The 26,043-nt window shown below is 67.6% G+C and carries 23 protein-coding genes; 10 read left to right on the top strand and 13 right to left on the bottom strand.

Going from position 1 to position 26,043, the window contains the following annotated elements:
• Positions 1–69: 69 nt before the first annotated feature.
• Together QN239_RS01660 and gltB are read right to left on the bottom strand one after the other, a co-directional pair.
• Positions 70–1,536: a glutamate synthase subunit beta gene (locus QN239_RS01660; RefSeq protein ID WP_090362080.1), complete on the bottom strand. Its 1,467-nt coding sequence runs from the start codon at positions 1,534–1,536 to the stop codon at positions 70–72.
• Positions 1,529–6,133, bottom strand: coding sequence for a glutamate synthase large subunit (gene gltB, locus QN239_RS01665; RefSeq protein ID WP_499007869.1), 4,605 nt, complete (start codon positions 6,131–6,133; stop codon positions 1,529–1,531). The genes QN239_RS01660 and gltB overlap by 8 nt, the downstream gene beginning before the upstream one ends.
• A 543-nt stretch (positions 6,134–6,676) precedes the next feature.
• Between gltB and QN239_RS01670 the strand changes: the two genes are divergently transcribed.
• The 3 genes from QN239_RS01670 to aqpZ all read left to right on the top strand — a co-directional run bounded on the left by QN239_RS01670 (position 6,677) and on the right by aqpZ (position 9,764).
• Complete coding sequence (locus QN239_RS01670; RefSeq protein WP_499007870.1) at positions 6,677–7,501, top strand: PaaI family thioesterase; 825 nt, start codon at positions 6,677–6,679, stop codon at positions 7,499–7,501.
• A gap of 32 nt (positions 7,502–7,533) precedes the next feature.
• Positions 7,534–8,892, top strand: a complete 1,359-nt coding sequence (locus QN239_RS01675) for a chloride channel protein (RefSeq protein WP_499007871.1) — start codon at positions 7,534–7,536, stop codon at positions 8,890–8,892.
• Positions 8,893–8,993: 101 nt separating this feature from the next.
• Positions 8,994–9,764, top strand: coding sequence for an aquaporin Z (gene aqpZ / locus QN239_RS01680; RefSeq protein ID WP_499007872.1), 771 nt, complete (start codon positions 8,994–8,996; stop codon positions 9,762–9,764).
• Here the strand turns inward: aqpZ and QN239_RS01685 are convergent.
• Both QN239_RS01685 and QN239_RS01690 read right to left on the bottom strand, forming a co-directional pair.
• Positions 9,761–10,645, bottom strand: a complete 885-nt coding sequence (locus tag QN239_RS01685; protein WP_499007874.1) for a DNA-3-methyladenine glycosylase family protein — start codon at positions 10,643–10,645, stop codon at positions 9,761–9,763. The genes aqpZ and QN239_RS01685 overlap by 4 nt on opposite strands.
• 9 nt (positions 10,646–10,654) lie before the next feature.
• Positions 10,655–11,017, bottom strand: coding sequence for a DUF427 domain-containing protein (locus tag QN239_RS01690; RefSeq protein ID WP_499007875.1), 363 nt, complete (start codon positions 11,015–11,017; stop codon positions 10,655–10,657).
• Positions 11,018–11,082: 65 nt separating this feature from the next.
• Here QN239_RS01690 and QN239_RS01695 point away from each other — a divergent pair, with 65 nt between their 5' ends.
• Entirely contained in the window at positions 11,083–11,550 is a 468-nt protein-coding gene (locus QN239_RS01695) for an SRPBCC family protein (protein ID WP_499007876.1), read from the top strand.
• A gap of 36 nt (positions 11,551–11,586) precedes the next feature.
• On the opposite strand, the gene QN239_RS01700 is transcribed toward QN239_RS01695, so the two are convergent.
• The 8 genes from QN239_RS01700 to QN239_RS01735 all read right to left on the bottom strand — a co-directional run bounded on the left by QN239_RS01700 (position 11,587) and on the right by QN239_RS01735 (position 20,981).
• Complete coding sequence (locus QN239_RS01700; RefSeq protein WP_499016492.1) at positions 11,587–12,360, bottom strand: class I SAM-dependent methyltransferase; 774 nt, start codon at positions 12,358–12,360, stop codon at positions 11,587–11,589.
• A 108-nt stretch (positions 12,361–12,468) separates the two neighbouring features.
• Positions 12,469–13,485, bottom strand: a complete 1,017-nt coding sequence (locus QN239_RS01705; protein ID WP_499007878.1) for an NAD-dependent epimerase/dehydratase family protein — start codon at positions 13,483–13,485, stop codon at positions 12,469–12,471.
• Entirely contained in the window at positions 13,482–13,988 is a 507-nt protein-coding gene (locus QN239_RS01710) for a nuclear transport factor 2 family protein (RefSeq protein ID WP_090362104.1), read from the bottom strand. Before QN239_RS01710 ends, QN239_RS01705 begins: the two co-directional genes overlap by 4 nt.
• Before the next feature lie 42 nt (positions 13,989–14,030).
• A complete protein-coding gene (locus QN239_RS01715; protein ID WP_499016494.1) occupies positions 14,031–14,843 on the bottom strand; it encodes a DUF4349 domain-containing protein in 813 nt (270 codons plus the stop codon).
• Positions 14,844–14,935: 92 nt separating this feature from the next.
• Positions 14,936–15,820, bottom strand: a complete 885-nt coding sequence (locus QN239_RS01720; RefSeq protein WP_499007880.1) for an AraC family transcriptional regulator — start codon at positions 15,818–15,820, stop codon at positions 14,936–14,938.
• A complete protein-coding gene (locus QN239_RS01725; RefSeq protein ID WP_499007881.1) occupies positions 15,820–16,623 on the bottom strand; it encodes an alpha/beta hydrolase in 804 nt (267 codons plus the stop codon). Before QN239_RS01725 ends, QN239_RS01720 begins: the two co-directional genes overlap by 1 nt.
• A 10-nt stretch (positions 16,624–16,633) precedes the next feature.
• Positions 16,634–17,734 carry an NAD(P)-dependent alcohol dehydrogenase gene (locus QN239_RS01730; RefSeq protein ID WP_499007883.1) on the bottom strand — a complete coding sequence of 367 codons (1,101 nt, stop codon included), beginning with the start codon at positions 17,732–17,734 and terminating at the stop codon, positions 16,634–16,636.
• Between the two features lie 58 nt (positions 17,735–17,792).
• A complete protein-coding gene (locus QN239_RS01735; RefSeq protein ID WP_499007884.1) occupies positions 17,793–20,981 on the bottom strand; it encodes an ATP-binding protein in 3,189 nt (1,062 codons plus the stop codon).
• A gap of 201 nt (positions 20,982–21,182) precedes the next feature.
• Between QN239_RS01735 and QN239_RS01740 the strand changes: the two genes are divergently transcribed.
• From QN239_RS01740 to msrA, 6 genes are all read left to right on the top strand, one after another.
• Positions 21,183–21,614, top strand: a complete 432-nt coding sequence (locus QN239_RS01740; RefSeq protein WP_499007885.1) for a VOC family protein — start codon at positions 21,183–21,185, stop codon at positions 21,612–21,614.
• 93 nt (positions 21,615–21,707) lie between these two features.
• Positions 21,708–22,382: a type 1 glutamine amidotransferase domain-containing protein gene (locus tag QN239_RS01745; RefSeq protein WP_499007887.1), complete on the top strand. Its 675-nt coding sequence runs from the start codon at positions 21,708–21,710 to the stop codon at positions 22,380–22,382.
• Positions 22,382–22,690: a putative quinol monooxygenase gene (locus QN239_RS01750; protein ID WP_499007889.1), complete on the top strand. Its 309-nt coding sequence runs from the start codon at positions 22,382–22,384 to the stop codon at positions 22,688–22,690. Before QN239_RS01745 ends, QN239_RS01750 begins: the two co-directional genes overlap by 1 nt.
• Before the next feature lie 29 nt (positions 22,691–22,719).
• Positions 22,720–23,631, top strand: coding sequence for an alpha/beta fold hydrolase (locus tag QN239_RS01755; protein ID WP_499007891.1), 912 nt, complete (start codon positions 22,720–22,722; stop codon positions 23,629–23,631).
• 26 nt (positions 23,632–23,657) lie between these two features.
• Entirely contained in the window at positions 23,658–24,110 is a 453-nt protein-coding gene (gene msrB, locus QN239_RS01760; protein WP_090362122.1) for a peptide-methionine (R)-S-oxide reductase MsrB, read from the top strand.
• The gene (msrA, locus tag QN239_RS01765) at positions 24,107–24,619 is read left to right on the top strand and encodes a peptide-methionine (S)-S-oxide reductase MsrA (protein ID WP_499007893.1); all 513 of its coding nucleotides are present in this window, start codon (positions 24,107–24,109) and stop codon (positions 24,617–24,619) included. The genes msrB and msrA overlap by 4 nt, the downstream gene beginning before the upstream one ends.
• Here the strand turns inward: msrA and QN239_RS01770 are convergent.
• Positions 24,609–25,967: a cytochrome P450 gene (locus QN239_RS01770; RefSeq protein WP_499007894.1), complete on the bottom strand. Its 1,359-nt coding sequence runs from the start codon at positions 25,965–25,967 to the stop codon at positions 24,609–24,611. The two genes, msrA and QN239_RS01770, sit on opposite strands and share 11 nt — an antisense overlap.
• Positions 25,968–26,043 lie beyond the last annotated feature (76 nt).

Raw genomic sequence — 26,043 nt, forward strand, 5'->3', positions numbered from 1 at the left:
CGATCTACCGCTGGTCTAGCGGCTCTTCGCGCAAGCGCTCATCCGCCTATCGGCTCTTCGCGCAAGCGCTCATCGCTGCGGCGCGGCGGTGGGCTTGATCGGCACAGGCAAGGCCGACTCGCCCATCAGGAACCGGTCGACGCCTGCGGCCGCGGCCCGGCCCTCGGCGATCGCCCACACGATCAACGACTGCCCACGCCCCATGTCACCGGCCACGAACACGCCCGGAACGGTCGTCTGGAAGTCATCGGTGCGCGCCACGTTGCCGCGGTCGGTGAACTCCACGCCCAGATCGGTCAGCAGACCCTCACGCTCCGGCCCCACGAAGCCCATGGCCAGGAAGACGATGTCGGCATCCAGATCGAAATCCGACCCCTCCACCTTCTCGAACTTCCCGGCATTCATCTTGACCTCGTGCACCTTCAGCGAGGACACCTTGCCGTCGGTCCCGACGAACTGCTCGGTGTTGACGGAGAACACCCGCTCGCCGCCCTCTTCGTGTGCAGAGGCCACCCGGAACATCAGCGGGTAGGTCGGCCACGGCGTCGAATCCGCCCGCGTCTCCGGCGGGCGCGGCATGATCTCGAACTGGTGCACGCTGGCCGCGCCCTGGCGGTGCGCGGTGCCCAGGCAGTCCGCGCCGGTATCGCCACCGCCGATGATGACGACCTTCTTACCCTTGGCCGTGATCGGCGGCTGGCCGTCGGGGCCGGCCACGTCATCGCCCTGCTGCAGGCGATTGGCCCACGGCAAATACTCCATGGCCTGGTGGATCCCGTCCAGCTCGCGGCCCGGGATCGGCAGGTCACGCCACGCGGTCGCACCGCCGGCCAGCACCACCGCGTCGAAATCGTCCTGCAGCTGCTCGACGGTGATGTCGACGCCGACGTTGACGCCGGTGCGGAACTGGGTGCCCTCGGCCGCCATCTGCTCCAGGCGGCGGTCGATGTGGCGCTTCTCCATCTTGAACTCGGGGATGCCGTAGCGCAGCAGCCCGCCGATGCGGTCAGCACGCTCGAACACCGTCACCTCGTGACCGGCACGCGTGAGCTGCTGGGCCGCAGCCAACCCGGCCGGCCCGGAGCCGACCACGGCGACCTTCTTGCCCGTCAGCACATCCGGCGGCAGCGGCTTGACCCAGCCCTGCTCCCAGGCGTTGTCGATGATCTCGACCTCGACCTGCTTGATGGTCACCGGGTCCTGGTTGATGCCCAGCACACAGGACGCCTCACAGGGCGCCGGGCACAACCGGCCGGTGAACTCCGGGAAGTTGTTGGTCGCGTGCAGGCGCTCGATACCGTCACGCCAGCGGCCCCGGAACACCAGATCGTTCCACTCGGGGATCAGGTTCCCCAACGGGCAACCGTTGTGGCAGAACGGGATACCGCAGTCCATACAGCGTGATGCCTGTACCTGCAGAGTGTCCTTGGAGAAGTCCTCGTAGACCTCTTTCCAGTCCCGCAGACGCAGGTCCACGGGACGACGGGCCGGGGTCTCCCGGACCGTGTGCTTGAGAAAACCGAACGGATCAGCCACGAGCCGCCGCCATGATCGCCTCGTCGACGTCGCTGCCCGAAGCCTCAGCCTCGGCGATCGCCGACAGCACGCGCTTGTAATCGCGTGGCATCACCTTCACGAACTTCGACTGATGCGCCGGCCAGTCCGCCAGGATCCGGTGGCCCACGGCCGAATCCGTGGCATCCACATGCGCGGTGATCATGCCGTGCAACCATTCGAGGTCGGCTGCGTGAGTACTGAAGTCCAGAACCTCCAAGTCCACCATCTCCCCATTCACGTTGCCCGGCAAGACCTTGTCGGGGTCGTAGACATACGCGGCGCCACCCGACATACCGGCGGCGAAGTTACGCCCGGTCTGACCGAGGATGACGACCTTGCCACCGGTCATGTACTCACATCCGTGGTCGCCCACACCCTCGACGACGGCGTGCGCACCGGAGTTGCGGACGGCGAAACGCTCGCCGACCACTCCGCGCAGGAACGCCTGCCCACTGGTGGCACCGAACAAGATCACGTTTCCGCCGATGATGTTCTCCTCGGCAACGTAGTTCGCCGGGGCGCTGGCCGACGGACGCACCACGATGCGCCCACCCGAAAGGCCCTTGCCCACATAGTCGTTGGCGTCACCGCGGACCGTCAGCGTGATACCGCGCGGCACGAACGCGCCGAAGCTGTTACCGGCCGATCCGTCGAACGTGATGTCGATGGTTCCGTCCGGAAGACCTTCGGCGCCATAGACTTTGGTCACCTCGTGGCCCAGCATGGTGCCGACCGTGCGATTCACGTTGGCGATCTTGGTGGTGAAGCTGACGGCGGTGCCACTGTCGATGGCCTCACGACTCTGCGCGATCAACTGCTGATCCAGCGCCTTGTCCAGCCCATGGTCCTGGACCGACGTGCAGTACAGGTCCTGGTTCATGAACGCCGACTCCGGCTCATGCAGCACCGGCGACAGGTCGAGCTTGTGCGCCTTCCAGTGCTCGGCAGCCCGCTGGGTGTCCAGCGTCCCGACCTGGCCGACCATCTCGTTGACGGTGCGGAAGCCGAGCTGCGCCATGAGCTCCCGGACTTCCTCGGCGATGAACAGGAAGAAGTTCTCCACGAACTCGGGCTTCCCGTTGAAGCGCTGCCGCAGCACCGGATTCTGAGTGGCCACGCCCACCGGGCAGGTGTCGAGATGGCAGACCCGCATCATGATGCAGCCCGACACCACCAGCGGCGCCGTGGCGAAGCCGAACTCCTCGGCCCCCAGCAGCGCGGCGATCACGACATCGCGGCCGGTCTTGAGCTGACCGTCGACCTGCACGACGATGCGGTCGCGCAACCCGTTGAGCAGCAGGGTCTGCTGCGTCTCGGCCAGGCCCAGCTCCCACGGGGCGCCGGCATGCTTCTGCGAGGTCAGCGGCGTCGCGCCGGTGCCTCCGTCGTGGCCGGAGATCAGCACCACGTCGGCGTGGGCCTTCGACACACCCGCGGCCACCGTCCCGACCCCGTTCTCGGACACCAGCTTGACGTGCACCCGCGCCGCCGGATTGGCGTTCTTCAGGTCGTGGATCAGCTGCGCCAGATCCTCGATCGAGTAGATGTCGTGGTGCGGCGGGGGCGAGATCAGCCCGACGCCGGGCGTCGAATGCCGCACCTCGGCCACCCAGGGGTACACCTTGTGTCCCGGAAGTTGGCCGCCTTCACCGGGTTTCGCGCCCTGGGCCATCTTGATCTGGATATCGGTGCAGTTGGTCAGGTAGTGGCTCGTGACACCGAAGCGGCCCGAGGCGACCTGCTTGATCGCGCTGCGGCGCCAGTCACCGTTGGCGTCCGGCTCGAATCGCTCGACGGCCTCGCCGCCCTCGCCGGAGTTGGACCGGCCGCCGAGCCGGTTCATCGCGATGGCCAGCGTCTCGTGCGCCTCGGCGGAGATCGAGCCGTAGCTCATCGCACCGGTGGAGAAGCGCTTGACGATCTCGCTGGCGGATTCCACCTCATCGAGCGGAACCGGCTGCCGTACACCATCTTTGAACTTGAACAGGCCACGAAGCGAGGCCATCCGCTCGCTCTGGTCGTCGACCAGCTTGGTGTACTCCTTGAACACCGAGTACTGCCCGGTGCGGGTCGAGTGCTGCAGCTTGAACACCGTGTCGGGGTTGAACAGGTGGTACTCACCCTCACGCCGCCACTGGTACTCGCCACCGACCTCGAGCTCCCGGTGCGCCCACTCGTCGGGCCGGTCCAGGTAGGCCAGCTGGTGCCGGGTGGACACGTCGGCGGCGATATCGTCCAGATCGATACCGCCCGTCGGGCAGTGCAATCCGGTGAAGTACTCGTCGAGCACCCGCTGGCTGATGCCGACCGCCTGGAACAGCTGCGCTCCGGTGTAGGAGGCCAGCGTGGAGATGCCCATCTTGGACATCACCTTGAGCACACCCTTACCGGCGGCCTTGACGAAGTTGGCCTTGGCCGCATCACTGGTCAGCCCGGTGATGATGCCGCGGTCGACCATGTCCTCGATGGACTCGAAGGCCATGTACGGGTTGATCGCGGCCGCGCCGAAGCCGACCAGCATGGCCATGTGGTGCACTTCGCGGGCGTCACCGGTCTCGACCACCAGGCCGACCTGGGTGCGGGTGCGCTCCCGGACCAGGTGGTGGTGCACCGCGGCGACGGACAACAGCGACGGGATCGGTGCCAGCCACTCGGTGGATTCGCGGTCGGAGAGCACGATGATGCGCGCGCCGTTGCGGATGGCCTGGCTCACCTTGGCGCGGACTTCCTCCAGCGCACGGCGCAGCCCGGGACCACCGTCGGCGACGGGGTACAGGCAGCTCACCACGGCGGCCCGCATGCCGTGCTTGCGGCCGCGGATCTCGTGGTCGGGATCGACGTGGATGAGCTTGGACAGATCGGCGTTGCGCAGGATCGGCTGCGACAGCACGATCTGGCGGCACGAGTTCTCGTCCGGGTTCAGCAGATCGCCCTCGGGACCGATGACACCCGCCAGGCTGGTGACCACCTCTTCGCGGATGGCGTCCAGCGGCGGGTTGGTGACCTGCGCGAACAACTGCTGGAAGTAGTCGTAGAGCATCCGGGGGCGTTGCGAGAGCACCGCGATCGGGGTGTCGGTACCCATCGAGCCCAGCGCCTCGGCGCCGGTACGCGCCATCGGCGCCACCAGCAGGTTGAGCTCTTCGTAGGTGTAACCAAACGCCTGCTGCCGCAGGACAACCCGATGGTGGGGCATCTTGACGTAATCGCCGGGCGGCAGATCGTCGACGTGGAACTGGCCGGCGTCCAGCCATTCCTGGTAGGGGTGCTCGGCGGCCAGCTCGGCCTTGATCTCCTCATCGGAGACGATGCGGCCCTGGGCGGTGTCCACGAGGAACATCCGGCCGGGCTGCAGACGGAGCTTCTGCACCACGGTGGCCGGGTCGAGGTCGAGCACGCCGGCCTCCGAGGCCATCACCACCAGGCCGTCGTCGGTCACCCAGATGCGCGACGGGCGCAGGCCGTTGCGGTCCAGCACCGCGCCGACGACGGTGCCGTCGGTGAAGCACACCGAGGCCGGGCCGTCCCACGGCTCCATCAGCGAACCGTGGTAGCGGTAGAAGGCCCGCCGGGCCGGGTCCATGTCCTCGTTGCGCTCCCACGCCTCGGGGATCATCATCAGCACGGCGTGCGCGATGCTGCGTCCACCCAGGTGCAGCAGTTCCAGGACCTCGTCGAAGCGCGCGGTGTCCGAGGCCCCGGGCGTACAGACCGGGAAGATCTTGTTCAGGTCGTTGTGGTAGCCGAACACGTCGGTGTGGATCAGCGCTTCCCGCGCCCGCATCCAGTTCTCGTTACCCGTGACGGTGTTGATCTCGCCGTTGTGCGCCACGCGGCGGAACGGATGCGCCAGCGGCCACGACGGGAACGTGTTCGTGGAGAACCGCGAGTGCACGATGCCCAGCGCGCTGGTCAGCCGGTCATCCTGAAGATCCAGGTAGAACGCCCGCAGCTGGGGCGTGGTGAGCATGCCCTTGTAGACCAGGGTCTGCCCGGAAAGACTTGGGAAGTAGACGGTCTCGCGGCCGGGGCCGTCCTGCCCGGGGCCCTTGGTGCCCAATTCGTGCTCGGCACGCTTGCGGATCACGAAGGCGCGCCGCTCCAGGTCCATCCCGGAGGCGCCGCCGATGAACACCTGACGCAACGTCGGCATGGCGTCGCGGGCCAAGGCGCCCAGCGAGGAATCGTCGGTCGGGACATCCCGCCAGCCCAGCAGGGTCAGGCCCTCGGCCTCGATGATCTTCTCGACGGCCTCGCAGGCCAGCTTGGCGTCGCGGGCCGACTGCGGCAGGAAGGCGATGCCCGTGACGTAGCTGCCCTCCTCGGGCAGGTCGATGCCCAAATCGGCGCAGCAACCCTTCAGGAATTCATGGGGAACCTGCAGCAGGATGCCCGCACCGTCGCCGGTGTTCGGTTCGGCGCCGGCGGCGCCGCGGTGCTCCAGGTTCAGCAGGGCCGTGATGGCCTTGTCGACGATGTCGCGGCTACGGCGGCCGTGCATATCGGCGACCATGGCCACACCGCATGAGTCGTGCTCGTATGCGGGGTTGTACAGACCACTGGGCCCTGGTCCCACCGGATACCACCTGACCTTCACTATCTTGCCCGAGCTTGCGTGAAGCCGGGTGTGTTGCTGCCTGCTGTGACCAGCGGCATCCGCCGGCTTTCCGGCCAGGCGATCGCGGTGCCTTTCGTGCAGCATTGAACGACGGCCAGTCCCGCTCGCCTTGAGTTGGGAAAAACGATATGACAAACACCGCCTGACATGCCAACTTAGTCAAACCTAACTAACCCGGAGACCAGGCCGTCCCGCGGCCACCGTGCGCTATTCGCACGAGCAGTGAAAGTGCTTGCAGTTCTTGAGTTTTCACGAATACGCCCACACCGGCGCCACAATTCCGCACTAGAGGCAATATCTCATCGATGTTTGCTAGGGTAGCGTCATATCTCGATCAACTGCACTGATACCGGATAGCATATTTGCTCAAAGCCTGGTCAGATTCTTAGGCGCCGCCGTACCCCGCAGATTCACCGACCCCACCGGCCACATCCGACACTTCGGTCGCACAGCGAATTCCCGCGCGCGCCGCGGCCGGCCCGCCGTGTCAAGCTCATCACGATGTCGAATTCAACGACGGCGGAGTATCCGCCGAACACCCCACCAGGCCGGTTCGGGATCACCAACCTGTCTGCCGATGCCGAACGCTGCGCCGCCACCATGCCGGTATCGGGCCTGTGCAACCCGTTCACCGGTGCGCCGAGCCTCGCTCCGCTGGCCGTCCTCGTCGATCACATCGCCGGCTTCGCCAACCACCTGCGCCGCCCCGACGGCCACTGGACGGTCTCCAGCGAGCTGACCATGGAGTTCACCCCGGACGCGCTGGCCGTGATCGCCTCCGACGCGGCCGTCCCGGTGCTCGCGGAGAGCCGGTCGGTGGGCACCGCGACCGCCACGTCGCTGTCCGCCTGTGATCTCAGCCACGGCGGGGTCCAGATCGGGGTGGGCACCGTCCGGACCTTCTACATCGCCGTCTCCGCACCCGCGGCGCCCGCCGGGGAGCCCGTGACCACTTCCGAGCCCGCGCCCGGCGCGCTCGACGCCCTGATGGCCGTCGAGGTGGCCGAGGGCGGCGGCGCCGAGCCGGTGCTCGTGCAGCATGTCCACCCCGCCGTGAACAACACCCTGGGCGCGGTTCATGGCGGCGTCGCCGCGGCGGGCCTGGAACTGGTGGGCGCCGCAGCCCTCAACGCCGACCGGGGTGACGCGCCACTGAACACCGCCTCGCTACGGGTGAACTATCTGCGCCGGCTCATCTCCGGGCCGCGATCCCACTACACCGCAACCGCGTTACACAGCGGGCGCAGCAGTGGCGTGGCCGACGCGCAGGCGTTCGACGCCGACGGCCGTCTGGCCCTGGTCGGGCGACTCACCGCTTACCTCTGACACTCGCCCCGCTCCCCCACTAACATCCGACTGTGCTGGCCTCCCTCGCTGCGTTCGTGCGCAACTCCGGTTACCTGCGCAAGTGGCTCATCCTCGGTATCGCGATCGGCGTCATCGCCGGACTCGGCGCGGTGCTCTTCTATCTCATGCTCGACTACTCAGGCCGCTTCCTGCTCGGCTACCTCGGCGGATACGACGTCCCCACCGCGTCCGGTGACGGCGGGCAACCGGGCTCCGGGCATTTCGAGCGCGCCTGGGCCATCCCGCTGATCACCTTCGGCGGCGCCCTGGTGTCCGCGCTCATCGTCGCGCGGTTCGCCCCCGAGGCGCAGGGCCACGGCACGGACAACGCCATCGAGGCCGTCCATACCGATCCCCGCGCCATCCGGGCCCGCGCCGTCCTGGTGAAGATGGTGTCCAGCGCCCTCACCATCGGCTCCGGCGGTTCGGCCGGGCGAGAGGGACCCACCGCCCAGATCTCCGCGGGCTTCGGTTCGCTGCTGACCCGGCGACTGGACCTCTCCGATGCCGACGGACGGATCGCGGTGTCGCTGGGCATCGGCTCGGGTATCGGTGCGATCTTCGGCGCACCCCTGGGTGGGGCGGTGCTGGCCGCGTCGATCGTCTACCGCGAGGATTTCGATTACCGCTCGCTGGTCCCCGGATTCATCACCTCGGGTACCGCCTATGCGGTGTACGGCAGCATCCTCGGATTCCAGCCGCTGTTCGGCACCGTCGTCACCGGCTACGTGTTCGACCCGGCGCAGCTGGGCTGGTTCGTCCTCATCGGAATCGTCTCCGCGGCAATAGGATACGTCTATGCCCGGGGGTTCTACGGCACCGTGGCACTGACCGGACGGCTACCCGGTGGCATCGTCGTCAAGCCCGCACTGGGCGGCCTCGCGGTGGGCCTGCTGGCACTGCTGGTCCCGCAGATCCTGGGCAGCGGGTACGGCTGGGTGCAACTGGCCGCCGCCGAAGCGACCCTGTCCGCCTTCCCTCTGTGGATCGTGCTGGTGCTGCCCCTGGCCAAGATCCTCGCCACCTCGCTGTCCATCGGCACCGGCGGCTCGGGCGGTATCTTCGGGCCCGGCATCGTCATCGGCGCATTCGTCGGCGCCGCGATCTGGCGGCTCGCGGAGCTGACCGGACTGCCCGGAATCCCGGACGGCCCCGGCGTATTCGTGGTGGTCGCGATGATGGCATGCTTCGGCAGCGTGGCGCACGCACCGCTGGCGGTGATGATCATGGTGGCCGAGATGACCAACTCGTTTGCGGTGCTACCCGGTGCGATGATCACCGTCGGCATCGCCTATCTTCTGATAAGTCGCACCCCGGTGTCGATCTATCGAGCGCAGCGGCTGAACCGCCTCAGCGACAGCGCGATCTAGAAACCGTCTCTAAACAGCCAAGATTCGGACACATTCCCCCTTGCTGGGCGCCTGCTGTGCGACCCTCACGACAGACGTCATGTCCAGCAAAGGAGCTCGTCATGTCAAGACCCACCATGCGCCATCGGCTGGCCGCCGAATTCATCGGAACATTCTGGCTCGTCCTCGGCGGCTGCGGCAGCGCCGTCTTCGCCGCCAAGTTCGTGGCCGGCGACGGCACCTCGCTCGGCATCGGATTCCTCGGCGTTGCACTGGCATTCGGACTCACGGTGCTCACCGGCATCTACGCCTTCGGCACCATCTCCGGCGGTCATTTCAATCCGGCGGTGACTCTCGGCGCGGCCTTGGCCCGGCGGGTGGAATGGTCGGCGCTGCCCTTCTATTGGGTGGCCCAGGTGCTCGGCGGCCTGGTGGCCGGCGGTGTCATCTACTTGGTGGCCAGCGGCCAGCAGGGCTGGAGCGCAACCGGCAACATGGCGGCCAACGGTTACGGGGCGCACTCACCGGGCGGGTTCTCGCTGGTGGCCGTGCTGGTCACCGAGGTTGTCCTGACGGCGATCTTCCTGTTGGTGATCCTCGGCTCCACCGATGACCGGGCCCCGAAAGGCTTCGCCGGTCTTTCCATCGGCCTCACCCTGACGCTGATCCACCTGATCTCCATCCCGATCTCGAACACGTCGGTGAACCCGGCCCGTTCGACGGCGGTGGCGTTCTTCAACGGCGACGGCGCACCCGCCCAGCTGTGGGCGTTCTGGCTGGCGCCGCTGGTGGGCGCGGCCATCGCCGGCGTGGCCTATCCGTTCCTGTTCGGAGTCGCCGAACAACTCGCGGACCGGCCGGATCGCGACAGCGCGCTGGAACGAGCCAACTAGAGCGCCTTCAAGTCGGGAATGGCCTGGCGCGCACCGAATCTCGGATTACGCGCCAGGCCACTGGCCTCGAGTAGGCGCACCACCCGCTGGCGGTGCGGCCGCATCGGCTCGAGCAGCTCGAGCATGGCCGCATCGTCGATGCGGTACCCCAGCAACGTCATACCCACCATGTTGGACAGGTGGTAGTCACCCACCGACACGGCGTCGGCATCGCCGAAGGCGCGTTGCATCGTCTCGGCGGCGGTCCACTCCCCCACGCCGGGCAACGACCGCAAACCCGCCTCGCCACGGCAGCGCTCCAATGCGTCGGCCCGCTGCGCGCAGCCCACGATGGTGCGGGCCCGGCCGGGATCGACATTGGCGCGGTGGAACTCCCAGGACGGAATGCGTCGCCACACCTCGGCCGTCGGCGGCACCCGCATCCCCGACGGCGCCGGGCCCGGCGCCGGGGCACCGTATTTCGTCACCAACAGCCGCCAGGCCCGGAACGCATCCTTGCCCGACACCCGCTGTTCGATGATCGCCGGGATCAGTGCCTCCAGCACCCGCCCGGTCCGACCCAGCCTCAAATGCGGCACCCTGCGGTGCGCCTCGGCGATCGTCGGCTCGGTCGGCGCGAAACCCGACGCGTCGTCATCGGCGCCCAGGTAGGCGGGCAGCCCGTCCAGGAACTCGTCCGCGCCGGCACCCCACGCCTCGCATTCGGCAACGCTGCGGGTGCTGCTGATCCGGGCCGTCACCGGACCGGTGGGCATCAGGCTGGCGCGCCAGATCACGCCGTCCACCACCCGGAAGCAGGGGTCACCGGGCCCGCGGCGCAACGGGAAGAGCGTCAGGCCCGGGCTGACGGGACCGGTGAAGGCCACACTGCTCGTCGGCACCGCTCCAGGTTAGGGGGCCAGGGTGATATCGGCCTTGTCCGGATAGAACGCCACCCGGCCCGCGATCGCGGCCACCGCCGGATAAGGCCGCTCGTAGGTCCAGATGGCATCCGGCACGCCGGCCACGTCGTAGTACCCCGCCTCACCCTTGTACGGGCAGTAGGTCGAGGTGTCGCTGCGGGTCAGCACGCCGGGAACGACATCGGCCAGCGGTATGTACTGGACGGCCGGATAGCTCGACTCCTGCAGGGTCAGCGCATCGTCGGTATCGGCGACGACAGCGCCGTCGACCCGCACCGTGACCTGCCGGCCGGTGGGTGTGATGGTGATGGGGTGCTCCGGGCCTGGCTCGAGCACAAGACGATCGGTCATATGGTGGACAACGTGTGACAGCCGGCCTGTGATTCCCGCCACGCGCCAGGTTTACCATCGACGGCATGGGAACCTCCGCACCGGCCGCTGCGAGCGCCGACGTCACCATCGCCGCCTCACCCGAGGCGGTATACGCGCTGATCACCGACCTGCAGACGATGGCGACGCTGGCCGAGGAGACGCACGCCATGGAGTGGGTCACCGGTAATGCGGCGGCCCCGGGCGCGGTGTTCAAGGGCCACAACCGCAACGGGACGAAGAAGTGGACCACCAAGTGCACCGTGACCGCCGCCGAGCCGGGCCGGACCTTCGCCTTCGACGTGAAGTCCACGGGCCTGCCGATCGCGCACTGGCGGTATGACATCACGGCGACCGACGGCGGGTGCACGGTCACCGAGCAGACCTGGGACCGCAGGCCCGGCTGGTTCAAGCCGCTGGCCGGCCTGGCCACCGGTGTCAGCGACCGCGACACGGCGAATGCCGAACACATCAAGGTCACCTTGGCGCGACTGAAGGCCAAGGCCGAGGGCTGACGCGCCACGGCGCCCGGTGATCACGGGAGCGAGGCCTCAGAACGCGTAGCGGTGGTACTGCGCCATGTACTTCGTCGCCCGGACCCCCGACATCGCCCGGCCCAGCACCCGGAATGCCCACGACACCTGGCGGAAGCTGGCCGTTTCGAACGGGGACTGCCACGCCAGCAGTCGCACGCCGGGCACCGCTGCCACGATCTCGTCGGGCCGGTTGATGCCCCAGTACAGCGTCGCACCCGACCTGCGGACCACCGCGTTGCTCCACTGCGTGCTGATCCCGAACCGGCTGAAGGCGTCGAATTGCAGTTCCCCACTGGGGAAGTGCGCCACGATCCGCCGCAGCAGCGCCACGCCGTCGGCCTCTGTCAGGTACATGGTGAGACCTTCGCCGAGCATCAGCACCGGGCGGTCGCGTGGGACATCGGCCAGCCAGCCGGGGTCGGTCACCGAGGCGGAAACCACCCGATACCCGTCGGCGGCGGGGTAGAGCCGCTCCCGCAGCGCAGCCACCTCGGGATAGTCGATGTCGTACCACAGCACGTCAGGTCCCGGCCCGATCCGGAAGAACCGACTGTCCAGTCCGCATCCCAGATGCAGCACCACGGCGTGCGGGTTCTCGGCGAGGAACTGGCGTGTCCAGTGGTCGAAGTGCGCCGAACGGGTGGTCACCGCAGGGGAATTCCTTGCGGTGATGCTGGTGCGGGACCAGTCGTAGTCGATGCGGTCGACGATCTGTTTGGCCCACCTGTCGTGCAAGATCGAATTCGGCAGGTCGGCATCGAGGGCCTTGGCGTAGAACGTCGCGAGCATGGTCTGCGGGGCCCCACTGAGGTCGACTTCCACGTGGTCGGTCACCACCCGAGGCTAACCCGGGCGCGGTGCCGCGGTGGACGTACTGAACGCCGACCGGCGTGGCGTTCAGCCGGCCTTGCTCTTGTGCCGCGCCGCGCGCAGCCCCACCCAGAACCGCGCCGCCTCCCGAATGGACTGCTCGACAGGTGTTGGCGCCCAGTCGAGTTCGCGTCTGGCCTTGCTGCAGTCGACCGGCGCCTCGGCACGCATCAGCCGCAGCGCGGCCAAGGAGAGTTTCTCGTCGGTGCCTTTCAGCCGGCCCTTCACCGTGCCCAGGGTGGCCAGCAGGTAGGTCACCGGCAGCGGTAGCGAATGGGCCGGGGCGGGCACTCCGGCGGCTTCCGCGGCGATCCGTGCCACCTCGGCATTGCTGATCATCTTTTCCGAGATCAGGTAGCGCTCGCCGACCCGGCCCTTGACGGCGGCCTTGATCAGCGCACGGGCGGCGTCGTTGACCCCGACGGCCTCCAGCTCGATCCCGCTCATCACAAACGGTAGCTTGCCGAACGCGGCGCCGGCGATGATCTCGCCGTGCGGGGTCCGGCCCCAGTCCTTACCGCCGTAGGTGGTGGACACGCACATGGCCACCGCCGGCAGGCCGCGCTCACGGGCATACTGCAACACCAGCCGTTCGGCCTGAACCCGCGACCGCACATAGGGCGTCAGCCCCTTCTCGGAGATGACGTCGGCTTCGGTGGCCACCCGCCCGCGGCGCCGGCCGACCGTGGCATAGCTGCTGGTGAACACGAACTTCTTGAGGCCAGAGGCGATTTCAGGTTCGGTTGCGATATCGAGCACGTGGCGCGTGCCCTCGACGTTGGTCCGGAACAGCGGTGCCGGGTCGCGTAGCCAGCCGCGGGTGTCGACGACGCAGTAGTAGACGACGTCGACTCCCGTCATCGCCGCGCGCAGGGCGTCGTCGTCCCAGATGTCACCGACGAAGCGCGTCACGTCCAGGTCGTCGATCCCGACGGTGTTGGCGCCCTCACGCACCATCACCCGGACCTCCTCGCCGTCCTCGACCAGGGCGCGCACCACGTGCGAACCGAGGTAGCCGTTGCCACCGATCACCAGGGACGTCATCGCCCACCCTTCATGTCCCGCATCCATGCCGCCGCTTCGTCGGGCAGCGTGCCCAGTTCCCCGGCCTTCTTGCACCACTTCATGGCCGCCGACACGAACCGCAGCGGGTTGTAGATGTCCTCCTGGCGCCGCCACAGCCCGTCACCGGCGTAGGTGACGATCGAGATGTTCGTGGCGCTGATGATGGTGCCGTCACCGGGATCGCGCATCGGGTTGTCCAGCTCGCAGATCACCCGGCCGGTCGGCTCATCGATCACCGTCCACAACGACGGGAACGCGGTCATGTAGCTGCCGGGGAAGGACTCCATGGTCTTCCAGATCCACGGCCGCACCTGTTCGCGGCCACGCATGGTGCCCGCCGCATGTTCGATGTACTCGACGTCCTCGGTGTACTGGTCGACCCACGGATCCCAATTCCGCGTCTCGGCGGCGCCGGCGACGGTCCGCTCGAATTGCGCGAAGGCCTCTGCCAGCTCGTCACGGGTGAACAACCTGCTCGTCACATCTCAAACTAGAACACGTTCTAACGACTCTTGTCGAGATTTTCACGAACGACGGGCGCGCACCAGCTTCACGATTCCGTATCCGATCGCGCCGAGGACCGCCGCTGCCGCCAGCCACGGGAGCATCAGCCCGAAGGCCAGCACGACATTCGACACCGCGGCCACCAGCAGGTCCCAGCCGCGTTCCACCTGCCCGAGGAAACCGCGGTACTCCTGCGGTGCGGGGCCTCCGACACGCTCGGCGCGGATCTCCACGTTCACGGTGCTGTAGTCGATCTGGGCACCGAGTGCGGCACGCTGCGCGCGCAGGCTGTCCAGATCCGCCTGCCGCTGCGACAGCGCGTCCTCGGCCTTGATCAGCGCCTCCGGATCCTTGGCATCGCGCATGATGCCCAGCAGCCGGTCCACCGAGGTCTGCAGTGCGGTGATGCGCGCATCCAGGTCAACCCGCTGTGCGGTCACGTCGTCGGAGCTGATCTGCATGCTGTCCACGGTGCCGAGCTTCTTGATATCGCCCAGCGCCGCATCGAGTTTCGCTGCGGGCACCCGCAGCACCAACGAGATGTGCGCCCGCCCGGTCCCCGAACCGGCGTCCTCGGACCGGTTGTCGACGCGGCCACCCGCCGCGGTCGCGATGTCGGCGGCCTTGTCGGCCGTGGCGGGCACATCGGCGGCGGTCATCGTCACGGTCGCCGTTTTGATGATGTCGCGTTTCACGTCCGGTGCCGGCTCACCGGGCGGCGCCAACGGCGGGCCGCCGCCGGCATCGGAGAGTTTGGACTGCGGGGCTCCGGCCGCATCCGGTGCGGTGTGGTCACGCACCGGGGATCCGCCGGCACATCCGGTGAGCGCCACCAGGAGAAGAACCAGGGCGAGGGCCTTTGCCATAGATCGAATGTACCGATTAGCTGTGAACTTCCTTCAGATCACGCTTGGGACGGCTCGCCCTACCCGGCGACGGCACCCCACGAATCCGGGCGCGCACCGGCGTAGCGGCCGGGTGTCACGCCGTACCGGCCGTGGAATTCCTTGATGAAGTGCGACACGCTGGTATACCCGACCTCACGGGATACCGCCGTCACCCCGACTTGCCCGCCATCCAGGAGCCGCCGGGCGTGATCGAGCCGCTTTTCCTTCACATACTGATACGGCGACTGCGCCGTCAGGTCCCGAAACGCCCGGGAGAAGGCCGACGGGCTCAGACACGCCTGCGCAGCCAGCGTGTCCACCCTCAGCGGTTCTGCCAGATTCGCCGAAATGTAGCTCAACGCCGACCCGATCGGACTCCTGATCGTCTGGGCGGCGGCCAGTTCCACCAGCGTGACCCGCTGCTCGCGCTGCAGCACCCGATACACCAACTCCTGCAGGCACAACGGTGCCAGGACTCGACGGTCATCGGCGGACGCCAGCGCGCCGAGAAAGCGTGCCACCGTGTACGACATCTCGGTGTCGAGAGGTGAGACCCCGCGCGGGCCCAGGTCGTTGGCCTGCGCACAACCACGCACGTTCTCGCCCACCGCGCGAACCAGTTGCGGCTCGATCTGCAAGACCAGACACCACGCCGGACGAGGGACCGAGGCCGCCACGACACCGCACCCGGTGTCGCGACGGTCGCCGAGCACCAAGTAGCACATCTCGTCCGGCGCCCGGGTCGCCGGAATGATGACGGCGAGCGCGAGACGGTCGATGTCATCGAAGCCCGGGCGCGTGGGCCGGGTGAAGCGATACGTCGTCAGACCCGGCCATGCGCCGGAATTGGCTCCCTCATGCCGGGCGAGTTTGCTCAGTTCGGACACCAGCGCCGACGCCGCCGCGCGCTCGGAAACGGCCACTACCGGGGGTCTCCAGAAAACCCCTTTTCGGCGAGCCAACTCAATGCGACGTCGGCGACCTCCCGCCAGCGGTGATCCACCGTCAGGGAATGTCCGGCTCCGTCGAACCGGTGAAAGTCGGTCACGGCAGAGGATCTCGCGTACTGCTTGTACGTGGCTTGGGCGCTCACGAACGGCACGGTGTGGTCGATGGTGCCGCCCGTGATCAGCAGTGGGCCCCTGGTCGAGTTCTCGACGTCGACCTTGGCGGGCGAGTGCGGCGAGAAGTTTGCGATCGCCGCCTCGAACAGCGGCTTACCCGGCGACGGGATGGACCATCGTTCCCAGAGGGCATCCGACTCCTCGGCGTCCAGTCCATTGCCGAAGCCGTAGCGAAACTGGTTGCGGGTCAGGGCTTTCACCCGACCCCGGTTACGCGGATTGCTCAGCACCGGGAACGCGGATCGCAGCTGGGCCGGCGGTAACGGCTTGACGCCCTTGATCGGCGCGGGATCGATCGCCACCGCCGCGGCGACCTTTCCCCGTCCGAGCAGCTTCTGGGCGATCAAACCGCCGAACGAATGCCCGATCGCAATCGGCGGGGTGTCGAACTGCTCGATCACCGCGGTGAAATGCTCGGTGAGTGCTTCGATGCCGTAACCGGCTTGGGCATCGGGGTTTTCGCGGGACTCGGCCGCCGACTCACCTTCTCCGAGCCAGCGCGGCGCAATGCCGCGATATCCGTGGGTCTCGACATGGGCGATCCACGGTTGCCACGCCGTGTACGAGATCCACAACCCGTGGATGAAGACGATAGCTGCCATGCGTGGGCTTTCAGTCGAACACGATGACAGCGCGGCCGACGATGTCACCGCGCCCCAGTGCTTCGAGGTTGGCGTTGACGTCCTCGAGTTTCACCGGCACCACGTTGTGCTTGATCAAGCCCTGTCCAGCCAGAGTGAGCACGTCCCGTAGATCGTTGTAGTTTCCCCAGAACGACCCGAAGTAGGACTTCTCCCCGCTCACGAACGGAAAGAGCGGCAACTCCACGCGTTGTCCCATCAGACCCACCTGGCAGAGGGCGCCTTCGGTGGCCAGGATGGCGGCCGCCAGACCGAGCGAATCCGGAGATCCCGCGCAGTCGAGCACGGCATCCACCGTGCGCCGTCCGGTGAGGTCTTCGAGCTCGTCCTGGACACCGTCGGCCGTCTTGTCGCGCACGTTGATGGTGTGATCTGCTCCGTTTTCCATGGCAACGGACAACTTTTCGGCATTGCGGGCGAACCCCAGAACGGTGGCGCCGGCGCCGAGAAGCCGCGCGTACTGCACCCCGTAGGCACCCAGACCGCCGATGCCGTTGATGACGACGGTCCGGCCTGGACCCAGCTTGCCGGCATCGCGGAGCTTCTTCATTCCGCGGTAGGGAGTCAGCCCGGCGTCGGTCAGCGGTGCCAGATACTCAGCTGGCAGCCCGGTGTCGGCGACGGGTATGACGTGGTCGAACGGTGCGACCATGTATTCGGCGAAACCGCCGTTCGGCCCGAATCCGGCGAGTTGTCCACCACTGCAGAGCTGTTGGTTGCCTTCATGACATTGCCGGCAGGTGCCGTCGCCCCATTGCGCATCGACGACCACCAGATCGCCCTCGGACAGTCCCGCGGATTTCGGCACGCCGGCACCCAGAGCCGCCACGGTGCCGGCGACCTCGTGCCCCGGGATGAACGGCAGATCGACGGGCAGGCCGTGTCGGAAGTAGCCGTCCAGGAGCTGATAGTCGCTGCGGCACATACCTGCCGCGGCGACCTTGAGCAACACCTGGTTCGGTCCGGCTTCGGGGACCGGTACTTCGTCCAGTTCCAAAGGCTCATTGAAGTGGTGGATTCGTGCCGCGCGCATCTGCATGGTCTGCACCTCTGCGTTCGTCTCAATGTCCACCGAAAGGTATCCGGACGGTGTTGACGACTTGTGGATGCTTAGTTGATCGCCGGCCCACTCAGCCGATTTCGGCCAGGAACCGGTCGACACGCTGCACGAACAGGCGGGCTTCGCTCTCGTCGGACAGCGTGCGGGCGACCGTCGCGGCGGCTCGCACCTCCACCATCGGTTTGCCGCGCGCGTGCAGCAGCCGGGCACGCAGCAGCAGAACCAGGCCCTCCGGGTAGCGCTGCCCGAAGGTGTCGAGGTAGAACTCCGCCCGGTCCAGCGCCGCGGCGGCATCGTCCAGCGATCCGGCCGTCAAGTACATCTCGCCGAGGAGCGCGTACCAGGTGGCCACACACGAACGTGGGGGATCAAGGAGGTTCGCGGCGATGAGCCGTTGAGCTTCGGAGATCGCGGCTGCGGCAGCGGCCGGGTCGTTCGCGGTCACCGCCCGCGCCCAGCATCCGGCCAGTCGTTGATAGGTCCCCAGGAAGACGAACGAGAACCCCGGATCCACGGTGGTACCGCGCTCCGCGCTCAACAGGGCCCACGCCGGATCGCCCACGATGGTCGCGATCCGGCCTGCCATCGTGGCCCATATCGTCACCCGATAGGGATGGTCACCTGCTACCGATTCCAGGGTGTCGAGAAGGTCCCGCGCTGCGGGGACATCGCCGTGCAGCGCGGTGATCTCCGCGAGCATGCCCAGCATCAGCAGCTCGAGATCCCCGCGCACCGGGTCCTCCTCGGGTCGCTCGAGCCCGCCCAGCAGCGAACTCTCGGTCTGGCTCAGATAGCGGTAGGCCTCGCCGATGTTGCTGACATCCCATTGGTGAAGGCCCCACGCCTGCAGACCGTATGTGCGCACCATCGGTTCCGAGGACGCGTAACCCTGATCCAGCAGACGCCGGGCAAGCGGCCCGCTGCGATCGAGCTCGAGCGCTTGTTGATGTGCACTCCAGCGCGAGAAGAGAAAGGCCGCCGCCTCGACCTCGCGGCCCAGCCCACGCGCCAATTGCTCTGCGCGCTCGAACAAGTCGACGGCCGCGGTGCCGTACATCGAACGCATTCCGACCACCGCCGTCAGCTGCGCCAGCGCCGAGAGTTCGAGCTCCGCGAGGCCGGCCTCGCGCGCGATGTGCACGGCGGACCGCAGCTGACGCTCGGCGGCCTCGAGTGCCGATTTCGCCGCCGCGCAGCCGCCCGCACGCGCCAACGCCTCAGCGGTGCGCGCCGCGTCGGCAAGCGGGCCGGCTGACCACAGGTGGTAGGCCAGCCGTTCCGCGATGGTCTCGTCGTCGGCATCGCTGTCCTCCAGCGCGTCGGCGATTCGCAAGTGCAGCATGGTCGCTCGTCCCGGCGGTGTGCTCGCCGCCACCGACTCTCGGACCAGATCGTGGGTGTACCGGAACGAGTGCGGGTCATCGGGTGCGGACTCGAGCAGTCCGAGGGCCCGTAAGGGTTCGAGCCTCGCCAAACAGTCCGGGATATCGACACCGGCCACGGCGGCGAGCAGGCCGATGCCCACACCGCGCCCCAGTAGTGCCGCGATCTGCAACAGCAGGATGAGGTCGTCGTCGAGCCGGGACATCCGGTCCCGCACCACATCCCGGACGGTCGCAGGCACGCCGCGATGCGCTGCCGTGTCCTCGGCGAAGACGCCCCCGTCGTTGAGGAACCGGGATAGTTCACGCACGAAAAAGGGGTTGCCCGCGGTGCGCGCATGGATGTCCCGCGCGGATCGGGTACTGGGTTCGTGCCCGGTCTCACGGCGGACGAGTTCGGCGACTTCGGCGAGGTTGAGCGGACCGAGCGCGATCCGGCGGTGGCCCGGAACCCGGCTGGCGGCGGCCAGCACCCGGGCCAACTCGGTGCCGGGTGACGGCGCGCGGTCGCGCAGGGCGCCGACGACCACGGCGCCGCCCGGCAATCGTGCCGCCAAGTGGGTGAACAACTGCAACGAGGCGATATCGGCCCAGTGCAGATCATCGATCACGATCAGCAGTGGCCGCTGCGCCGATACCTCGCCGACGAGGGCGACGACCTCCTCGAACAGCCGGAACTGGGCGCCGGTGTCCACCAACGCGGCGCCGGCCAGCACGATGTCGCGGGGCTCGGTGAGCCGGCCGAGGTCTCCGGTGCGCCACTTCTGCGCGAGCGCGGCAGGCAGTGAGCGCAGCACGCCGTTCACGACCTGCAGCCATGGCCACATCGACGGCGTTCCGTCGCCTTCCAGGCAGCGCCCCCAGACGATCGCGGCGTCGCCCGCTCCGGCCTCGTCGGCGATCTCCTGCAGCAGGCGGGTTTTGCCCACCCCCGGCTCACCTTCCACGACCACCAGACCGGTACGTCCGTGGACGGCCGCGTGCACTGCCTGCCGCAGCAAGGCGAGTTCGTCGCGGCGACCCACCAGACCGCTGAAGGGTTCCGTCGGTCCGCGTTCCGCGGTGCGCAACGTCGCGTTCAGCACTCGCCGATGGGCATCCTCCAGGGCGGGTCCCGGGTCGAGTCCGAGTTCCTCGGCCAGGCGGGTCCGCACGGCGCGAAACGCCGACAACGCCTCGACCTGTCGCCCGGCAGCTCCCAGCAGTGCGATCAGGGCGGCCTGCACGGGTTCGTGCAGCGGAGCCAGCACTGCTGCCCGGCGCACCGCAGCGAGGACGTGTTCGGGTCGACCCACCTGTACCGCGAGATCCGCCGCGACGGTGCATACCGAGAAGAACTCGTCGTCCAGGCCGGCGAAGATCGGTATCGCTGCCGGTGCCGGGTGCAGTCCTGCCCCCGCCGGCCCGGTCCACAGTCGCAGCGCCGCCGCGTAGAGATCGAGTGCGCGGTCAAGGTGGTGCTGCGAGAGAGCCGCGTCGGCGGCTGTCGTGAGGTCGCGGAAGCCGAGCAGATCCAGCTCGCTCGCGTCAGCGGTGAACACATAGCCGTTGCCCCGCCGCAGCAGATGGGATCCGGCTTTGCGCGCGGGAAGACTGGGTTCGATCAGCCGCCGCAGCGCACCGATGTACTTGTGGAGCACATTGAGGGCGCTGACGGGTGCGTCCTCTCCCCACAGCAGGTCGACCAGTTCTGAGGTGCTGCTGACCCGCCCCACCCGCGCCAACAACAGCGCGAGGAGGTATCCCTGCTGCCGCGGACCCGCATCCAGCTCGACGTCGTCACGCCAGACCCGTAACGGCCCGAGAATCTGCAGGCGCAAGGTACTGGCGGAGGCCGACTCGCCGCCGCCGTGATCATCGACTGGACCGTTCGGCACAGTCCGTCCACCGTTTCGGGATCGTTGAACGGCCACACAGCCTGCTCAGTTGCCAGTTGAGTTTACTGCGAAGTTGCTGTCCTGGTGCTGCGTCCGTGCTGTCCCCCGGTATGACGCATTCCCGTCGAGGTGTAGCGGGCATCGGCTTTCCGCTCGCGTGGGCCTGTACCCCAGCCGGGACGGCAGCCCACAATCATCGGTATGAGTGCAAGCAACGACGCCACTTTCAGCGGCGTCCACCATGTGTCGTTGACCGTCACCGATCTCACGGCAAGCATCGAGTGGTACCAGCGGGTGTTTCAGACCCAGCGATTGGACATCACGATCCCGCACTACGGGCGAGAGGAGACGGGGTACAGCGTGCTGTTACCCGAGCCTCGATCCGGATTGATCTTCGGGCTGCACACCAACACCGGCAATCGGGGTGAACCGTTCGACGAGGCTCGAACCGGCTTGGATCACGTGTCGTTCGGGGTGTCCGGTCGGGCAGCGCTGGAAGCCTGGGTCGCCTGGCTGGATGAACTCGGAGTCGAGCACACCGGCATCGTGGACGAGGTGGACCCGATCCGGTACTCGACGGTGGTGTTCCGCGACCCGGACAACATCCAGCTCGAACTCATTGCGATGGACTGACGCGTACCGCCCGATCGTGATCATCTCCGAATGGGCTACTGCCGGAGAGGAATACGATACTCACTCGCGGGTCCAGTGCGGCATTCTCGACCCGTGAGCGTTCCCTATGTCCTGTTCGTCGTGACGAACGCGGCCGTGATCGGCCCGAACAATCGTGCAACGGGTTTCTTCTTCCCCGAGGTGGCCCATCCCTACGAGGTGCTGAACCGGCACGGGGTGGCAGTCGAATTCTGCTCCCCGCAAGGCGGCCGACCCCCCGAAGACGGGTTCGACGCCGCCGACCCGACGCAGACCGAGTTCCTGGACACCAAGGCCTACCGCCGGTTGGGCCGAAGCCGCAAACTGTCCGAGGTCGACGTGCTCGACTACGACGCGGTCTTCATTCCGGGCGGGTTGGGACCGATGGTGGACATCACCGGCAATCCGGAGGTCCAGGACACCGTCCTGCGCGCGTGGAACGCGGGATTGATCGTGTCCGCGGTCTGCCACGGGCCGTCCGCATTCCTGGGTGTCGTACTCGACGACGGGTCGCCGCTGGTGCGTGGTCGCCACCTCACGTCCTTCTCGGCCGCCGAGGAGGACGGCTATGCCGACAAGGATGTTCCGTTCGATCTCGAGGCGGCCTTGCGTGCGGAGGGCGCCCTGTATCAGGCGACCGACCCCTGGCAGCCGAAGCTCGTGGTGGACGGCCGCCTGATCACCGGCCAGAATCCGCAATCGGGCACGCTGGTCGGTGAGGCGCTGGCCGAAGCGCTCGGGAAGCGCTGATGGGATCGACCGATCCTGTTGTCGTGGTGGCCCATTGGCAGACGACCGAGACCGAACTGGGCACAGTGCTGGCACATATCGCCGCGCTCCGGCCCCAGGCACTGGCCGAGCCCGGGTGCCTCGGCTATCAGGCGTTCCAGAGCGTGGACGACCCCACCCATCTGCTGCTCGTCGAGCATTACCGTGACGCGGCCGCCCTCGACGAGCACCTGGCCTCCCGGCACTATCAGGAGCTGGCGGTGGAACGCGTCCGCCCACTGCTCACCGACAGGCAGGTCGAACTTCTGCAACCGCGGAAAACCACCTGAGGCCGCACAGGCGGCCATAGGGTGACCGCATGTGGATCCGGCCGGTCCTGGCCGTCGCACTGCTCGCCATCGCCGTCGGCGCGGGGCCACCCGCCGCCGCCGACACCTCGCGCCTGGTGCCCATCGGCGACGGGCGCTCCCTGTTCCTGGACTGCCAGGGATCCGGCGCGCCAACGGTGTTCGTCATCCCCGGCAAGGGCAGTTACGCGCAGGCCTGGAACGCCGCCATCGCGCCCGACGACCCGGCCCGGGCGTCCCCGTACGACCTGATCGAGGAGGCCGAGCCCGAACTGACCCCGATCTCGGCGCAGCCGCTGGTCGCCAGGACCACCCGGATCTGCACCTACGATCGCCCCGGCACCCGCCCGGACGGCCACGACCGCTCCACCGCGGTAGCCCAACCGCACCATGTCCGCGACGATGTCGACGACGCCGTGAAACTCATTGCCGCGGCACACCTTCCGACGCCCATGGTGTTCGTCGCGCACTCCTATGGCGCGCTGATCCTGGATCTGCTGGCCCGCACCCATCCCGAACTGGTCAGCGGGATGGTGTTCTCCGAGCCGACATCGGAGTTCCTGATGGCGCTGGGCCGGCCGGATCAGAACGCCGCCTTCGACCGCGACGGCATGGTGATCGACCCGCAGAGCCCCGAAGCGATCCTGGCCAATGACGCCTTCGCGCAGATCGCCGCGGCACCTCCCCTGCCCCGGGTGCCCGCCATCGTGCTCAGTGCGGACAAGTTCGCGCCACCCTGGGCGCTCACACCGGACAATTACACGCAGGCGCAGATACACGCCGCCAACGATCTGCTGGCGGCCGCGCTGGGCACCACCGATGTGATCATCCCCGGCACCGGCCACAACCAGATGCTGTATCAGCCGCAGGCCGTCGCCGACCAGATCGCCGGCGTCGTCGCGCGGGTCCGCGACGGGAACTAACCGCACGTCAACGGGGTTATCACTACGTGACGTACAACAAGAATCCCGGGGCAGTCGACGCCCTGACCCCGGAGCAGTACCGGGTCACCCAGCGCGACGGCACGGAACGGCCCTTCACCGGTGAGTATTGGGACAACCACGAACCGGGTATCTACGTCGATGTGGTGTCAGGCGAGCCACTGTTCGCCTCGACCGACAAGTTCGACAGCGGTAGCGGCTGGCCCAGTTTCACCAAACCGATCGACGGCTCGAACGTGGTGGAGAAGCGCGACTTCTCGCACCTGATGATCAGAACCGAAGTGCGGTCGGCGAACGCCGACAGCCACCTCGGCCACCTGTTCACCGACGGGCCCCGCGACCGGGGAGGCTTGCGCTACTGCATCAACTCGGCTTCGCTGAGATTCATCCACCTCGACGACCTCGAGGCGCAGGGGTACGGCGAGTACCGGGCCCTTTTCCCGACACAGGAGGACAAGTGAGCAACAAGAAGGCGATTCTGGCCGGCGGCTGCTTCTGGGGCATGCAGGACCTGATCCGCAAGCAGCCCGGTGTGGTGTCCACCCGGGTCGGCTACACGGGCGGCCGAAACGACCACCCGACCTACCGCAACCACCCCGGCCACGCCGAGGCGATCGAGATCATCTACGACCCGGCGCTGACCGACTACCGGGCGCTGCTGGAGTTCTTCTTCCAGATCCACGACCCGTCCACGAAGGACCGGCAGGGCAATGACATCGGCAGCAGCTACCGGTCGGCGATCTTCTACGTCGACGATGAGCAGAAGCAGGTGGCGCTGGACACCATCGCCGATGTGGACGCCTCCGGCCTGTGGCCCGGCAAGGTGGTGACCGAAGTGGTGCCCGAGGCCGACTTCTGGCAGGCCGAACCGGAGCATCAGGACTATCTGGTGCGCTACCCGTCGGGCTACACCTGCCACTTCCCGCGACCGGGCTGGAAGCTGCCCAGGCGGGCCGACGCTAGCGCCTAGCCAGCGTCACCCGGCCGCCGCGCTTGGGCGTGAAGGCCACTCCTCGCGAGTGCACCTTCTCCCCCGGCGCGGTGGTCGTGGTGAGGGTGAAGTGCCGCAACACCGTTCGCAGCACGATGTCCATCTCTACATTCGCGAACACGGCGCCGACGCACCGGCGGGTGCCACCGCCGTAGGCCGCCCAGGCCAGCGGCGGCCGGGTCCCCATGAAGCGCTCGGGATCGAATCGGTCGGCGTCCGCGAACTCGCGCTGGTGCAGCTGCGAGAGGCTGACCATGATCGAATGCCCTTGCGGGACAACCCATTCACCCATCTCGAAGGTCGGCGAATGGACATGTCTACCCGCGAAGTCGATGACGGTGCGGTTGCGCTGGGTCTCCAGGATGACGGCCTGCCGGTACTCGTTAGCGCCATGATCTCCCGTCGCTTCGCTCGCCCCGCCCCTGTCCGCCTCGTCGACCAGCCGGGCCAGCACCTGCGGATGCCGGCTGATCCGCTCGAACACCCAGGCCAGAGTGGAGGCCGTGGTCTCGTGTCCGGCGGCCAGCAACGTCAGGAGTTCGTCGGCGATGTCCTGGCGTGACATCGCGGTTCCGTCCTCGTAGGTGCTGCGCAGCAACAAGGCCAGCACATCGTCGCGATCGGCCAAACCGGGATCCGCGCGCACCTCGTCGATCAGCCGGCCCACCACCATGTCGTACCGGCGGCGGTACTCGGCCAACCGCCCCCACGGGCTCAGCCGCCCGTAATCGCGCTTCGGACTGGGCATCGTGGCCACCCGGGAGCCCAGCGTCACCCACGGCGGGATGATCCGGCGCAGTTCGTCCAGGTGCGCGCCATCGGCGCCGAACACCGCCCGCAGGATCGCGTTCAAGGTGATCCGCATCATCGGCTCGAGCGTCGGGAACTCCTGCCCGACGGGCCAGTCGGCCGCCTCGCGCAACGTTTCCTCTTCGAAGATCCGCTCGTAGTTCTTGATGCTCTTGCCGTGAAACGGCGGGGTCAGCAGCTTGCGGCGGCGCCGGTGTTCGGCCCGGTCCAGCGCGAACACCGAGCCGGGGCCGAGCACCCGGGACAGATTCGGCTGGATGTTGCCGACATCGTCGGTGTGGGCGGTGAAAAGCTGCTTGGCCAGGTGTGGGTCGGCGACGATCACGGTCTGGCCGAACACCGGCAGGCTGATGGTGATCGCGGGGCCGTACCGGCGAACCAGCATCTCGGTCATCGGCCGGCGGAACAGGGCGAAGGCGATGCCCTGCAGCGAGCGGGCGGTGCGCGGGCCGGGCGGCAGATGCGCCGCGCGGACGGAAGCGGGCTGCTCCGAAGTCTTCAAGGCCGTCTCAGTCATGCGCACTCCAGACCCGTACGTTGGTACTACTGTGTACCAATGGCGTGAGCGTCACGGTACTCCGCGGTACCGATGG

The organism is Mycolicibacterium sp. Y3, assembly GCF_051188035.1.
In the GTDB taxonomy this organism is placed as follows: Bacteria; Actinomycetota; Actinomycetes; order Mycobacteriales; family Mycobacteriaceae; genus Mycobacterium; species Mycobacterium fluoranthenivorans.

Excerpts from the sequence above, each read along its gene's own strand:
- QN239_RS01750 (WP_499007889.1), top strand. The coding sequence starts at position 22,382 with ATGGGATCGACCGATCCTGTTGTCGTGGTGGCCCATTGGCAGACGACC.
- QN239_RS01670 (WP_499007870.1), top strand. The coding sequence starts at position 6,677 with ATGTCGAATTCAACGACGGCGGAGTATCCGCCGAACACCCCACCAGGC.
- QN239_RS01770 (WP_499007894.1), bottom strand. The coding sequence starts at position 25,967 with ATGACTGAGACGGCCTTGAAGACTTCGGAGCAGCCCGCTTCCGTCCGC.
- QN239_RS01700 (WP_499016492.1), bottom strand. The coding sequence starts at position 12,360 with ATGCTCGCGACGTTCTACGCCAAGGCCCTCGATGCCGACCTGCCGAAT.
- QN239_RS01695 (WP_499007876.1), top strand. The coding sequence starts at position 11,083 with ATGGGAACCTCCGCACCGGCCGCTGCGAGCGCCGACGTCACCATCGCC.
- QN239_RS01705 (WP_499007878.1), bottom strand. The coding sequence starts at position 13,485 with ATGACGTCCCTGGTGATCGGTGGCAACGGCTACCTCGGTTCGCACGTG.
- QN239_RS01725 (WP_499007881.1), bottom strand. The coding sequence starts at position 16,623 with ATGGCAGCTATCGTCTTCATCCACGGGTTGTGGATCTCGTACACGGCG.
- QN239_RS01690 (WP_499007875.1), bottom strand. The coding sequence starts at position 11,017 with ATGACCGATCGTCTTGTGCTCGAGCCAGGCCCGGAGCACCCCATCACC.
- QN239_RS01740 (WP_499007885.1), top strand. The coding sequence starts at position 21,183 with ATGAGTGCAAGCAACGACGCCACTTTCAGCGGCGTCCACCATGTGTCG.
- aqpZ (WP_499007872.1), top strand. The coding sequence starts at position 8,994 with ATGTCAAGACCCACCATGCGCCATCGGCTGGCCGCCGAATTCATCGGA.
- QN239_RS01755 (WP_499007891.1), top strand. The coding sequence starts at position 22,720 with ATGTGGATCCGGCCGGTCCTGGCCGTCGCACTGCTCGCCATCGCCGTC.